Source organism: Streptomyces sp. NPDC033229 (assembly GCF_055576875.1).
In genome coordinates this window covers 106474-119081 of sequence record NZ_JBVIQR010000027.1, presented here as the reverse complement: position 1 = coordinate 119081, position 12608 = coordinate 106474, and the positions used below count along the sequence as shown (strand labels likewise).

Here is a 12608-nt window from a genome sequence, read left to right as displayed (position 1 = left end):
TCAGCAGGGCGTCCAGGTTGTTCGTCACACAACGATCTTGGACGCCCTGTCTGCGTTCCCGGACACACCGTCAGCATTCGGAATGACTCGTCTAGACGGCCACGGGGGCGGATTCCCGGGGCGCGGCGGCGCGCCCGGTGATGGCGAGGAAGGCGTCCTGCAGGCTCGCGTGGGGGGACCCGGCATAGCGGGACTTGAGGGCGGCCGGGGTCCCTTCGGCGACGACGGCGCCCCGGTCGACGACGACCAGCCGGTCGGCGAGCGCGTCGGCCTCGTCGAGGTAATGGGTGGTGAGGACGACGGTGGTGCCCCACTCGGCGCGGATGCGGCGCAGGAGGTCCCACAGGTCGGCGCGGCTGCCGGGGTCGAGTCCGGTGGTGGGCTCGTCGAGGAAGAGGACCTCTGGCCGGTGGGTCAGGGCCATGGCGACATCGAGGCGGCGCCGCTGGCCGCCGGAGAGGGCGCCGCAGGGGCGGTCCAGGAGTCCGGTCAGGCCGAGGTCGAGGGTCAGTTCCTCGACGCGGGCGGCGGCTTCGGCCTTGCGGAGCCGGTAGAGGCGGGCCTGGGTGAGCAGTTCCTCGCGCACGGACACGGTCGGGTCGACGCCGCCGGACTGGGCGACGTACCCCGTGCGGCGCCGTACGCCCTCCGGGTCGCGGGCGAGGTCGTGACCGGCGACGGTCGCGGTGCCGCCGGTGGGTGGCAGGAGGGTGGTGAGCATGCGCAGGGCGGTGGTCTTGCCCGCGCCGTTGGGGCCGAGGAGGCCGAGGACCTCGCCCCCGCGGACGGTGAGGTCGATGCCGCGTACGGCCTCGACGGGGCCCCGCCCGGTGTGGAAGGTCCGGGTGAGTCCGGAGGCGCTGATGCTGAGCCGATCGGGTGCGTCGTCCATGGCCGCAAGAAAAGCAGAGTCTCCTAAAGTTTGCAATGACCCCAAGTTTTCAGGGGGTCCAGCGAAGCTACGATGGGGCCATGACCGAGGGGCTCAGGGAGCGGAAGAAGCGGCAGACCAGGCAGCACATCTCCGATGTCGCGACCGGCCTGTTCCTGGAGCGCGGATTCGACGCCGTGACGATCGCGGAGGTCGCGGCGGCGGCCGACGTGTCCGTCAATACCGTCTACAACTACTTTCCGGCCAAGGAAGATCTCTTCCTCGACCGGCAGGACGACGTCGTCGACTGGCTGCCGTCCGTCGTCCGGGGCCGGGCCGAGGGCGAGTCGGCTGCCCGGGCCGTGCTGCGCGTGCTGCGCGCCGAGGCCGTGGCCGTGTCGCCGCGCCTCGGGCTGATCGACGGATACGACCGGTTTCTGCGGGTCGTCGGGGAGTCGGAAGCCCTGAAGTCCCGCCTCGCCGCCATGGACCGGCAGGTCACCGAGGCGCTCACGGTCACCCTCGCCGAGGAGGCCGGGGCCGCGCCCGGTGACGTACTGCCCGAACTGGTGGCCGGTCAGCTCGCCTGGGTGCTGGCCCGGCTCGCCGAGCACATCGGGCGCGCGCTGCTGACGGGCCGTACGGCGAAGGACGTCTCCCGCGACGCGCTCGTCCTGCTGGACGAGATGGAGGAGCTGATGGGGGAGAAGCTGCTCGGCTACGCCGGTGGGACCGTACGGCCGACCGTGTGAATCATGGGGCTGGAGTGGCTCAACTGCGGCGTGTGGTCAGGCCGCTGGGCTGTCCAGTGTGATGTCCGTCATTTGGGACGTGACGCGCATCTCTTCCTTCCCAACGGCGCGCCCACTGACGCTAAGGTCCGGGCCAGAGACCGTAAGTGAACAGGGATTAAGGGGACAGCAGTGGCCAAGAAGCTCGCCGTCATCGGAGCCGGTCTGATGGGTTCCGGGATCGCACAGGTCTCCGCCCAGGCCGGGTGGGACGTCGTGCTGCGGGACGTCACCGGCGCCGCGCTCACGCGGGGCACGGACGGCATCAAGGCCTCGTACGACAAGTTCGTCTCCAAGGGCAAGCTCGACGCGGACGTCGCCGAGGCGGCCCTCGCCCGGATCACCGCCACCACCGACCTGGACGCGGCCGCCGACGCCGACATCGTCGTCGAGGCGGTGTTCGAGGACGTCGACACCAAGCGCGAGATCTTCCGCACCCTGGACGGCCTGGTGAAGGACGAGACGGTCCTCGCCTCCAACACCTCCGCCATCCCGATCACCAAGATCGCAGCCGCCACGCAGCGCCCGGAGCGCGTCGTGGGTACGCACTTCTTCTCGCCCGTGCCGATGATGCAGCTTTGCGAGCTCGTTCGCGGGTACAAGACCAGTGACGAAACGCTCGCCACCGCGCGGGAGTTCGCCGAGGGTGTCGGCAAGACCTGCATCGTCGTCAATCGCGACGTCGCGGGCTTTGTCACCACGCGCCTCATCTCGGCGCTCGTCGTCGAGGCGGCCAAGCTGTACGAGTCCGGGGTGGCCAGCGCCGAGGACATCGACATCGCCTGCAAGCTGGGCTTCGGTCATGCGATGGGGCCGCTGGCCACCGCCGACCTGACCGGTGTCGACATCCTGATGCACGCCACGGACAACATCTACACCGAGTGCCAGGACGAGAAGTTCGCCCCGCCGGAGCTGATGCGCCGCATGGTGGACGCGGGTGACCTCGGCCGCAAGAGCGGGCAGGGCTTTTACCAGCACTGAGCCTGTAACGCCTAATCGAATTCACCCTCCGGGGTGAATTCGGTATCGGTTCGCTTACAGGCGGCAACTTTGTCGTGTGAGAGGCAGTCAGTTCAGTACGGCCACACCCACATCTCCGACCACTCCCGGGAGCGCATATGCATATCAGGGGCGACCACGCCGAGCTGGTCGTCGGGGGGCGCCTCGACGTCCGTAACGCGGCGGACGTCCGAAGCCTGCTGCATTCCGCGCTCGACGCCGGCCGGGGCGACCTCGTCCTGGACCTGACCGAGCTGGACTCCTGGGACGCCACCGGACTCGGGGTGATCATGGGAGCCCACCGCCGGGCCGGTCGCACCGGCAGGCGGCTCGTCCTGCGCGGGGTCCCCGACCGGATGCAGCGGCTCCTGGTCGCCACTCGGCTGCACCGCATCCTCGCCATCGAGGGCGGCATCGAGGCGGAGTCCCTGCCCCGCGTCTGACCCGTCCGCCCGTTCGAGACGTCACCCCGGTCCGCCAGGCCCCCCTGGCAGCCCCGGCCCCCTCCGGCATCAGATCCTCATAAGACTGTGATCTGCCCCGGCGGCATCCGCCCCCGGCGGTCGTAGATACTGGGCGCAGGTCTGAGGTTCGGTTTTCCCGCCGCACACGCAAAGGCCGCATAAGCAAGCCCACGGCGGGCACCGGACCAGAAGCGAAGGTCAGGCCGAAAGGGCAGGACGGCACGCCACGCATCTGGGGGGCTTTTGACCATGGACCCGACGAACCCGGGATCCGAGGACTTCCACGACGACGACCGCGCGTCCGCCGACGGCGGCCCGCTGCAGCCGTCGCGGTCGGAGCCCGCGGCCGCGTCGTCGAGCGCGCCCGACTCCCCGAACCAGGGGCCCGTCCGGGTCGTCCAGCTGGTCACCGGTGACTACCTGCTCACCGTCAACCCTGTCGACGGCAGCGAAATAGAGCCCTGCCCGCCCGGCAGGCTGCCCGCACGCCCCCAGCGGCACGGTGCCGACGAGCGCGCCGAGCTGCGCCGCGCCGCGGCCCCGCCGCCGCCCGCCCGTCCCGTCGGCCCCGAGCTGCCGCTGGTCGAGCGGGACGAGGAGCGCGAGCGGCTGACCCGGCTGCTCTCCCGTGGCCGTTCCGTGCGCCTCACCGGCCCCGCCGGCTCCGGGCGCACCGCCCTGCTGGACGCCGTCGCCACGGACGTCGAGGGCCTGGCCCCCGATGGCGTCGTCCGCCTCAGCGGCTACCACCGCACCCCCGCCGATCTGCTCTACGAGCTCTTCGCCGCCGTCCACCACGCGCCCCGGAACCGCCCCGACCGGGCCGGGATCCTGGCGGCGGTGCACGAGATCGGCGCGATCGTCGTCCTGGACGACCTGGAGTTCGGCGGCAGCGCGCTCGACGAGCTGCTCGACGCGACCCCCGAGTGCGCCTTCCTCCTCGCGGCCACGCCCGACGTCGCCGCGCCATCCCCCGACTCGCACCTCGAAGAGGTCTTCCTCGGCGGCCTCGACCGCACCGGCTGCCTGGAGCTGCTGGAGCGGGCCGTGGAGCGGCCGCTCACGGACGAGGAAGCGGACTGGGCGGCGGACCTGTGGTTCGAGTCCGAGGGGCTGCCGCTGCGGTTCGTCCAGGCCGGGGCCCTGCTGCGGCAGCGCGACCGGACCGGCGCCGACCCCGCCGCCGTCGACGAGTTCGGCGTCTTCGCCGAGCGGCCCTACGTGGCCGACGCGGCCGGCGGGTCCGAGGAAGCCGGCGGCGACATCAAGCCGCCGCTGCCGAGCCTCGCGGTCAGCGCGGCGCCCGTCGGCGTGCTCGCCTCCCGGCTCAGCGACGTCGCCCGCGACACCCTGAGCTTCGCCCTCGCCCTCGGCGGCGAGGTCCCCCACCAGGCCCATCTGCCCGCGCTGGCCGGCGACACCCACGCGGACGCCGCCGTCGGCGAGCTGCTCGCCAGCGGGCTGATCACCGCCGTCGGCGCGCACTACCGGCTCGCGGCCGGCGTCGCCGACCAGCTGCTCGCCGAGGGCTACGGCACCGACACCGCCGCCCGCGCGCACTCCGCCGCGCAGCACTACGCCTGGTGGGCCGGGCATCCCTCCGTCGCCCCCGAGCGGGCCGCCGCCGAGGCCGACGCGATCCTCGCCGCGATGTCCGTGCTGATCGCCGACGGCGGGGCCGGGCACCCGGCGGCCGCGGTGCTGCTGGCCCGCACGGCGGCGCCCGCCTTCGCCGCCGCCTGCCACTGGAGCGCCTGGGAGCGCAGCCTGCGGCACGGCCAGGCAGCCGCGCGCATGTCGGGCGAGGTCGGCGAAGAAGCGTATTTCCACCACGAGTTGGGCGTGCTGGCGCTGTGCACCGGCAGCCTCGACCGGGCCCGCGCCGAGCTGGAGGCCTCCATCGGGCTGCGCGGTGTGATGGCCGACAAGCGCGGCGCGGTCGCCGGCCGCCGGGCGCTGGCGCTGGTCGCCGACCGCTCCGGGCTGGCGATGGGCATGCGCGGCGTCCCCGGCGTGCCACCGCTGCCGCCGCTGCCCGGCGAGGACGGCCCCGCCCCGGCGGGTGAGGAGATCCCGGCCGCGCGGAGCGAGCAGTCGGTCACCCCGCCCTATGCCGTGCCCGCGCCCCGCGCCCATGACTCGGGGGCGACCACGGTCGTAAGCGGTTTCGGCGCGGACAGCGGCAAGGCCGGGCCCGCGGGGGCCTCCGGGCCCGTCGCGCAGAGCGGCCCGGGCCGTCCCGCGCACCGGGAGCCGTGGGCCAAGAGACTCATGGTGGGCCGGGCCCGGCGCAATCTGATCGCGGCGGGCGCGGGCGCGCTCCTCGCGGGCGTCCTCGGCACGGTCGTCACGCTCGGCGCGGCTTCCGGGGGGCCCACCCACAAGCCGTCGGACCAGGTGAAGCCGGACCAGTCGGCGTCCCGGCAGGACGGCGACAACACCCTCAACGCCGATCAGCCGGCGTCGGGCGTCACCGGCCGCCCGCAGGTCCCGGACGGCACCGGCAGGCCCGGCCAGTCGCAGAGTCCGGGTGCCACGCCGTCCTCGCCGGGCGCCTCCGGCAGCTCGTCGCCGAGCCCGAGCGGCAGCGATGCGCCGTCGAGCTCGCCGTCCTCGTCGGACGGGCCGACGAAGAGCCCCACGCGTACGCCGGGCGGTGGCGATCCCACGCCGCCGACGCAGAAGCCGACGCCGACGAAGTCGCAGGAGCCCACGAAGGACCCCGGAACGCCGACGCAGGATCCGACGTCCCCCACGTCCCCCGCGGGCAGCAGCTCGAACTCCGCGAGCGGCCCCGCGCCGGGCGGATCGGGCAGCGGAAGCGCTCCCGCTGTGTAGGCCGTGTCGGGTGCGCCGGACGGGCTGCTGTGCTGTGTCCTCAAGCGCCGGACGGGCTGAGTTCAGCCCGTCCGGCGCTTGAGGACGCGCCCGCAGGGCGCCCGCCGCCGCAGGCGGCAAGACGGCCCGCAGCCGAAGGTCCGCCGGACAGCATCCGGAGCCCGCGCAGCCGGGCAGGGCGCCCGCCGCCGCAGGCGGCAAGACGGCTCGCCGTCAGCAGGACACCCCGCAGGGCGCCCGGTCCCTAGAACAGCCGCAGCTTGTCGTCCTCGATGCCGCGCATCGCGTCGTAGTCCAGGACGACGCAGCCGATGCCGCGGTCCGTGGCCAGAACGCGTGCCTGCGGCTTGATCTCCTGCGCGGCGAAGATCCCTCGTACGGGGGCGAGGTGCGGGTCGCGGTTGAGCAGTTCGAGATAGCGGGTCAGCTGCTCGACGCCGTCGATGTCGCCGCGCCGCTTCAGCTCCACGGCCACGGTGGCGCCGTCGGCGTCCCGGCAGAGGATGTCCACGGGCCCGATGGCCGTCGGATATTCGCGACGGATCAGAGTGTAGCCGTCACCGAGCGTGGTGATGCGGTCCGCGAGCAGTTCCTGAAGGTGCGCTTCCACGCCGTCCTTGACGAGACCGGGGTCGACGCCCAGCTCGTGCGAGGAATCGTGGAGGACTTCCTCCATGGTGATGATCAATTTCTCGCCCGCCTTGTTCACCACCGTCCACACGCTGCCGTCGCCCTCCTTCAGGGTGCAGGGCGGGGACATCCAGTTGAGGGGCTTGTAGGCCCGGTCGTCCGCGTGGATGGAGACGCTGCCGTCCGCCTTGACCAGGATCAGACGCGGGGCGGAAGGAAGGTGGGCGGTGAGCCGGCCCGCGTAGTCCACGGAGCAACGGGCAATGACGAGACGCATGGTGGGTCACGCTACTCGACTCCTGCCGCTCGACGCGATTCGCCCCGGAAGAGCCCGTTCGATGGAGGGCGCCGGATGGCCAGTTGTATGTGCGTTCTCCTGGTGCGGTAGCAGTGGCCGAATTACCGTTGAAGCGGGCGGTCGCCGTACGGGCACAGGGCGTCGTCGTCCGCCCGCCCATCCCTGTGACCCCGCTCGCGGGGTCCTCGAGAGGAGAACCCATGTCGCTCGACGTCTCACCGGCCCTCCTTGAACAGGCCGAGCGAGGCGAGGTCGACGAAGCGGAATTCGTCGACTGCGTCCGGAACTCCCTGCCGTACGCGTGGGAAATGGTCAGCTCTCTGGTGGTCCAGCTCAAGGTCGAAGGCGGCGAGTTCGCCGACAACCGGATGCCGCCGCCGGACGAGCAGGCGCGCGGTCAACTGCTGCGCGCCCTGGCGAGTGACGCGATTCGCGGTGCACTCCAGCGACACTTCGGGGTACGCCTGGCGTTCCAGAACTGCCATCGGGTGGCGGTCTTCCCGCTCGACCCGGCGGTGGACGACCGCCTGGCCCGCTTCACCTCGATCCGGGGCCAGCTGCTGAACCAGTCCCCGGAGTTGCGGGACTGCTGACCCCACCCTTGCTGCCGCTCCTCGCAGGGGGGGAGGTGTGCGACGAGTAATGGGCGGCAGCTCCGCACGACCCGCGGGGGCACGGGACACGGGGGCACGGGGGTACAGGGGGGCTCGGGTAAGCGGGGGGAAACCGGGCGAAGGGCATGGGCAGGGGGCGTACGGCCGGGGAGGGCGGGAGCCCGTACCGGCCGGGGGCAGCTCAGGCGAGCAGCGGCAGTACCTCTCCGCCGAGCCGACGGAGATTGTCCTCGGTGGCGGCGAGATCCCCCGAGCCCTCGGTCAGCAGGGCGAAGCGGCTGATGCCCGTGCGCTCGGAGGTCGCGGCCAGCCGGTCGGCGCACAGCCGGGGCGGTCCCACCGGATGGAGATCGCAGAGCAGCTCCGTGTAGGCGTACGGGTCGCGCATCCGCCGCTCGCGGCCGTCGACCGTCACGTGTGCCGTGAGCCCCTTGTGCAGCCAGCCCGGCATGGCCTTCAGCAGGGTCTCGGCCGCCGCGGCCCGATTGTCCGCGACCTGGGCGACCCCGGCCGCCACATGGCCCGCCGCCGCGACCTCCTCCGGCGAACTCCCGTACTCCAGGGCGCATTTGCGCCACGCGGCGACCATCTCCGCCTTCTCCTCGTCCCCGATGTGCATGCCGAGCAGCATCGGCAGCCCGTGCCGGGCCGCGAGCCGCACACTGTCGGGTGAAGTGCAGGCGACCATGACCGGCGGGCCGGGGCGGTCGGCACCGGAGGGGTCGAGCAGTTCGTCCGGGCGCGGGACGACCGGGACCTCGCGGAAGGCGAATCGTTTCCCGTCAGCGCTCACGCGGGGTTCGCGCAGCCAGCGCATCAGCAGTTCGAGGGACTCGGGGAACCCCTCTTCGTACGCCGCGAGACCGGAGTCGAAGACCTCCAGGTCCACCCACGGCCCGCCGCGTCCCACCCCGAGGGTGAACCGGCCACCGGAGGTCAGATGCAGGAGTGCCGCCTGTTCGCCGAGGGCCACCGGGTGCGCGGTCGGCAACACGCTGACAGCCGTGCCCACTTCGATGGAATGCGTGCGCCCCAGCAGCAGCGCCGCCAGGGTGACGGCGGACGGGCAGACTCCGTACGGTACGAAGTGGTGCTCGGCCACCCAGACGGCGTCCAGCCCGGCTTCCTCGGCGACCTCAGCCGACCGCACGGCTCGGTACAGCGCTTCTCCGTGGCCCTGACCGGGGAATTGGGCGGCAAGGACAAAAGCTCCAACGCGCATCGCTCTGACTCCTCCTAAGCGACCGACGCGGCCTCCCCCCAAAGGCAATAACGCCCGACACGTGCCAAGGGCACGGCGGAGCGTGAAGTTTTCATGATGATCGGAGAGCGGGCCGCTCCGGTGCCGGGGTGCGGGTGCCCGGGCAGGCCGCCGCAGCGCGCAATACTGGTCACGGCCCGTGTTTCCAGACCTCCGAGGTGTTCCGTGTCCCCGCGCCGAAACCGCCCGCGAGGCGGCGCCGACAAGCAAGCCGCCGACCCGCGTGACGAGCGCGAACCGGTCGGCAACCGTTACGGGCTGGAGCGCACGGAGAGCTGGCAGGGCGAGGAGTGGAACGTCCGCATGATCGGTGGCGGCTCGGCGGCCAAGCACTACCGCTGCCCCGGCTGCGACCAGGAGATCCCGCCGGGCGTCCCGCACCTCGTCGCCTGGCCGCAGTACGGTGGCGGCGTCGAGGACCGCCGCCACTGGCACAAGGCCTGCTGGAACGCGAGAGACCGCCGGAGCGCGAGGCTCCAGCGGTCTCGTAACGCACCGCGGTACTGATCGGGGCGGCCCGCACCACCGCTGCGCGGCGGTGTCCTCAATCTCCCCCAGCTACCGCTGGGAGGTGCCCCCAGCGGGCCGGTTGTGGCTGGGCTCAGCCGATATCAGCCCGTCCGGCGTTTGAGGACGCGCCCGCAGGGCGCCGGCCGCCGCAGGCGGCGAGACGGGCCGGTAGCCGAAGAACCGCCGGAGGCCGCCGCGGCAAAGACCGGCCGGATCGGCGGAAGGTCCGTCGGAAGGCTCGGCGCCCAGCGTTACGCGTCGCGCTTCGTGATCGACGCGTACGCGCCGGCCAGGGCCACGCCGGCCAGGACCAGCATGATCCACAGCGGGTCCCAGCCGGTCATGCCGTCCCCGTCGCCGGAGCCGTCGGAGACGGCGATGACGGCGAGCTGGCTGGGGATCGAGTACTCGAAGAGCCACTCACGCACGTCCGAGAGGCTGTCGGACATCATGAACATCGCGACCACCACGGGCAGCAGCACCACGCCCAGCATGGTCGTGATCGCCCCGGCCGAGTGCCGCAGCAGCGTGCCCACGGCGAGCGCCAACAGGCCCAGCGCCGCCGTGTAAAGGCTCACGCCGACCGTTGCCTTGAACCACTCCGCGCCCGTCGCCTCAAGGGCCAGATCGCCCAGCAGCGCCGTGTTGATCACGCCCACCAGTGCGGTGCAGATCAGGGTGATGACGAACGTCAGCGAGAAGAACACGATCGCCTTGGCCGTCAGTACCCGGCCGCGGTTCGGGCAGGCCGTCAGGGTCGTGCGGATCATGCCCGTGCCGTACTCGGAGGTGATCGTCAGCACGCCGAGCGTGATCACGCAGATCGAGCCCAGCATCACGCCGAAGAACCCGCCGCCCAGTGCCGAGGCGTTCAGCTCCTTGTCCACGGCCTTGGCGATCGTCCCGATCAGGATGCCGATGCCGACCACGAGCACGACCAGGACGCCGAGCGTCCACATCGTCGACCGGACCGACTTGATCTTGGTCCACTCGGAGGCGAGGGCGTCACCGAGGTGGGCGTTGCGCACCGGGATCGGCGAGACGTAGACGCCGGCGGGCGCGGTGCCCGGCCAGTAGCCCTGCCCGTGCTGGGGCTGCTGCTGGGGCGGGAGCCCCTGCTGCGGCTGGGCGTAGGCCTGGGCCTGCGGGGGCCCCTGCGGCGGGCCCTGCGGGGCGGACTGCGGGGGCGCGGGGTGCTGGGGGGTGGTCATCGGGCGTCCTCGCTGTCGCGCTTGGTGAGGTCGGCGGGGGCGGGTGCGGAATCCGGCGCGGCGGTCGGCTGCGCCGGGGGAGCGGCCGGAGCCGCGGCGGGCGGCTGAGGCTGCTGGTGCTGCGGCGTGGCAGGGACGCCAGGGGCGGCGGCGAACTGCTGCTGCTGCGCGTACGGGTTGGGCTGCTCGCCCGGAAGCACGGGGTAGGGGTTGCCCTGTGGGGGCTGCGGCGGGGCCCAGCCCTGCGGGGCGCCCGGCTGTCCGTACCCGGGGGCGGGCTGCTGGAAGCCGGACATCTGGTCGGCGGTCGAGCGGTAGTCGACCGCGCCCTGGGTGAGGCGCATGTACGCCTCTTCCAGGGACGCCTGGTGCGGGGAGAGCTCCCACAGACGGACGTCCGCGCCGTGCGCGACGTCGCTGATCCGGGGGAGGGCCAGGCCCGTGACGCGCAGCGCGCCGTCCTGCTCGGGCAGCACCTGGCCGCCCGCCTCGACCAGCGCGGCGGTGAGCTTCTCGCGGCTCTCGTGCTCGCCCTCGGGCGTGCGGACGCGGGCGAAGTCCGCGGAGTTCGCGGAGATGAAGTCGGTGACGCTCATGTCGGCCATCAGCTGACCGCGTCCGATGACGATCAGGTGGTCGGCGGTCAGCGCCATCTCGCTCATCAGGTGCGAGGAGACGAAGACCGTGCGGCCCTCCGCCGCGAGCCGCTTCATGAGGTTGCGGACCCACAGGATGCCCTCGGGGTCGAGACCGTTGACCGGCTCGTCGAAGAGCAGCACCTGGGGGTCGCCGAGCAGCGCGGCGGCGATGCCGAGCCGCTGGCCCATGCCGAGCGAGAAGCCCTTGGAGCGCCTGCGGGCCACGTCCTGCAGACCGACGACGCCGAGCACCTCGTCGACCCGGCGGGCCGGGATGCCGGAGAGCTGGGCGAGGGACAGCAGGTGCTGCCGTGCGCTGCGTCCGCCGTGCACGGCCTTCGCGTCGAGGAGGGCACCGACCTGGCGGGGGGCGTTGGGCAGCTTGTTGAACGGGTGGCCACCGATGGTCACCTGCCCGGAGGTCGGGTTGTCCAGGCCCAGGATCATGCGCATCGTCGTCGACTTGCCGGAGCCGTTGGGCCCCAGGAAGCCGGTGACGGCACCTGGCCGTACCTGGAACGACAGGTTGTACACGGCCGTCTTGGCGCCGTAGCGCTTCGTCAGGCCGACTGCCTCGATCATTCTCCGCCCCTCGCGAGCTGGTCGGGGCAATAAGCCCCCGTGAGGGTTAGGAGCATAGGCGAGCGTTGACGGTTCCCGATTTGTGAGATTTCAAGGGCCTGCGGTGGGTCAGGGAGCGGTCACCGAGCGCTCACGCGTCCCGCTTCCTCAACAGGACATATGCGCAGATCAGCGCGGCGACCACCCAGACCACCATGATCGCGAAGCCGCCCCACGGCCCGTACGGGGCGTCGTCGTCGAAGGTGACGACCTGCATGACCTTCTGCCCCGCCTGGTCCGGGAGGTACTGGCCGACCTTCTTGGTGGCGGAGACGTTGCCGAGGATGGCCGAGATGAGGAAGAAGAACGGCATCAGGATGCCGAGCGAGAGCATCGGGCTGCGCAGCATCGTCGCGACGCCCATCGAGAAGACGGTGATCAGCGTCATGTAGAGACCGCCGCCGATCACCGCGCGCAGGGCGCCGGGGTCCCCGAGGGCCGCTTTGTGGCTGCCGAGCATCGCCTGGCCGACGAAAAAGGCCACGAAACTCGTGATCATGCTGACGACGAGTGCGAGCAGCGTGGCAATGGTGATCTTGCTGAAGAGAAAGGTGCCGCGCTGGGGAACGGCCGCCAGCGAGGTGCGGATCATTCCGGTGCTGTATTCGTTCGACACCACCAGCACACCAAAAACGATCATCGCGAGCTGTCCGAGACCCATCCCCGCGAAACTCGTGAAGGTCGGATCGAAGGTCAATTTCTCGCGTGTGGAGAGTTTATCGAACTCATTTTTGGACAATGCGCTGATCAGTGCGCCGAGTGCGACCGTCACCACCACGGCCAGACCGAGCGTCCACACCGTGGAACGCACGGATTTGATCTTTGTCCATTCGGATCGCAGGACCTGCGTCACCACCGCCAT

At 71.7% G+C, this 12608-nt stretch carries 12 protein-coding genes; 6 read left to right on the top strand and 6 right to left on the bottom strand.

Annotation, left to right across the window (positions count from 1 at the left end; all coding sequences use genetic code 11):
- Positions 1-91: 91 nt before the first annotated feature.
- A complete protein-coding gene (locus ACZ53N_RS23560) occupies positions 92-892 on the bottom strand; it encodes an ABC transporter ATP-binding protein (protein ID WP_469142788.1) in 801 nt (266 codons plus the stop codon).
- A gap of 80 nt (positions 893-972) precedes the next feature.
- Here ACZ53N_RS23560 and ACZ53N_RS23555 point away from each other — a divergent pair, with 80 nt between their 5' ends.
- The 4 genes from ACZ53N_RS23555 to ACZ53N_RS23540 all read left to right on the top strand — a co-directional run bounded on the left by ACZ53N_RS23555 (position 973) and on the right by ACZ53N_RS23540 (position 5963).
- Entirely contained in the window at positions 973-1623 is a 651-nt protein-coding gene (locus tag ACZ53N_RS23555) for a TetR/AcrR family transcriptional regulator (RefSeq protein ID WP_469142787.1), read from the top strand.
- Positions 1624-1794: 171 nt separating this feature from the next.
- Positions 1795-2643, top strand: a complete 849-nt coding sequence (locus tag ACZ53N_RS23550) for a 3-hydroxyacyl-CoA dehydrogenase family protein (protein WP_385972239.1) — start codon at positions 1795-1797, stop codon at positions 2641-2643.
- A gap of 137 nt (positions 2644-2780) precedes the next feature.
- On the top strand, positions 2781-3104 hold the full coding sequence (locus ACZ53N_RS23545; protein WP_469142786.1) for an STAS domain-containing protein: 324 nt from the start codon (positions 2781-2783) through the stop codon (positions 3102-3104).
- A 270-nt stretch (positions 3105-3374) separates the two neighbouring features.
- Positions 3375-5963 (top strand): ATP-binding protein, encoded by a 2589-nt coding sequence (locus ACZ53N_RS23540; protein WP_469142785.1) that lies wholly within the window; start codon positions 3375-3377, stop codon positions 5961-5963.
- Positions 5964-6207: 244 nt separating this feature from the next.
- Here the strand turns inward: ACZ53N_RS23540 and nucS are convergent, their stop codons facing one another.
- Positions 6208-6870 (bottom strand): endonuclease NucS, encoded by a 663-nt coding sequence (gene nucS / locus ACZ53N_RS23535; RefSeq protein ID WP_130879953.1) that lies wholly within the window; start codon positions 6868-6870, stop codon positions 6208-6210.
- Positions 6871-7091: 221 nt separating this feature from the next.
- Here nucS and ACZ53N_RS23530 point away from each other — a divergent pair, with 221 nt between their 5' ends.
- On the top strand, positions 7092-7484 hold the full coding sequence (locus ACZ53N_RS23530) for an SCO5389 family protein (protein ID WP_469142784.1): 393 nt from the start codon (positions 7092-7094) through the stop codon (positions 7482-7484).
- Between the two features lie 202 nt (positions 7485-7686).
- On the opposite strand, the gene ACZ53N_RS23525 is transcribed toward ACZ53N_RS23530, so the two are convergent.
- On the bottom strand, positions 7687-8727 hold the full coding sequence (locus tag ACZ53N_RS23525; protein WP_469142783.1) for an LLM class flavin-dependent oxidoreductase: 1041 nt from the start codon (positions 8725-8727) through the stop codon (positions 7687-7689).
- Positions 8728-8931: 204 nt separating this feature from the next.
- Between ACZ53N_RS23525 and ACZ53N_RS23520 the strand changes: the two genes are divergently transcribed.
- Positions 8932-9273, top strand: a complete 342-nt coding sequence (locus ACZ53N_RS23520) for an ATP/GTP-binding protein (RefSeq protein ID WP_130879956.1) — start codon at positions 8932-8934, stop codon at positions 9271-9273.
- Between the two features lie 254 nt (positions 9274-9527).
- On the opposite strand, the gene ACZ53N_RS23515 is transcribed toward ACZ53N_RS23520, so the two are convergent.
- From ACZ53N_RS23515 to ACZ53N_RS23505, 3 genes are all read right to left on the bottom strand, one after another.
- Positions 9528-10487 carry an ABC transporter permease gene (locus ACZ53N_RS23515; protein WP_469142782.1) on the bottom strand — a complete coding sequence of 320 codons (960 nt, stop codon included), beginning with the start codon at positions 10485-10487 and terminating at the stop codon, positions 9528-9530.
- The gene (locus tag ACZ53N_RS23510; RefSeq protein WP_469142781.1) at positions 10484-11707 is read right to left on the bottom strand and encodes an ATP-binding cassette domain-containing protein; all 1224 of its coding nucleotides are present in this window, start codon (positions 11705-11707) and stop codon (positions 10484-10486) included. Before ACZ53N_RS23510 ends, ACZ53N_RS23515 begins: the two co-directional genes overlap by 4 nt.
- Positions 11708-11837: 130 nt before the next feature.
- A complete protein-coding gene (locus ACZ53N_RS23505; RefSeq protein ID WP_469142780.1) occupies positions 11838-12608 on the bottom strand; it encodes an ABC transporter permease in 771 nt (256 codons plus the stop codon).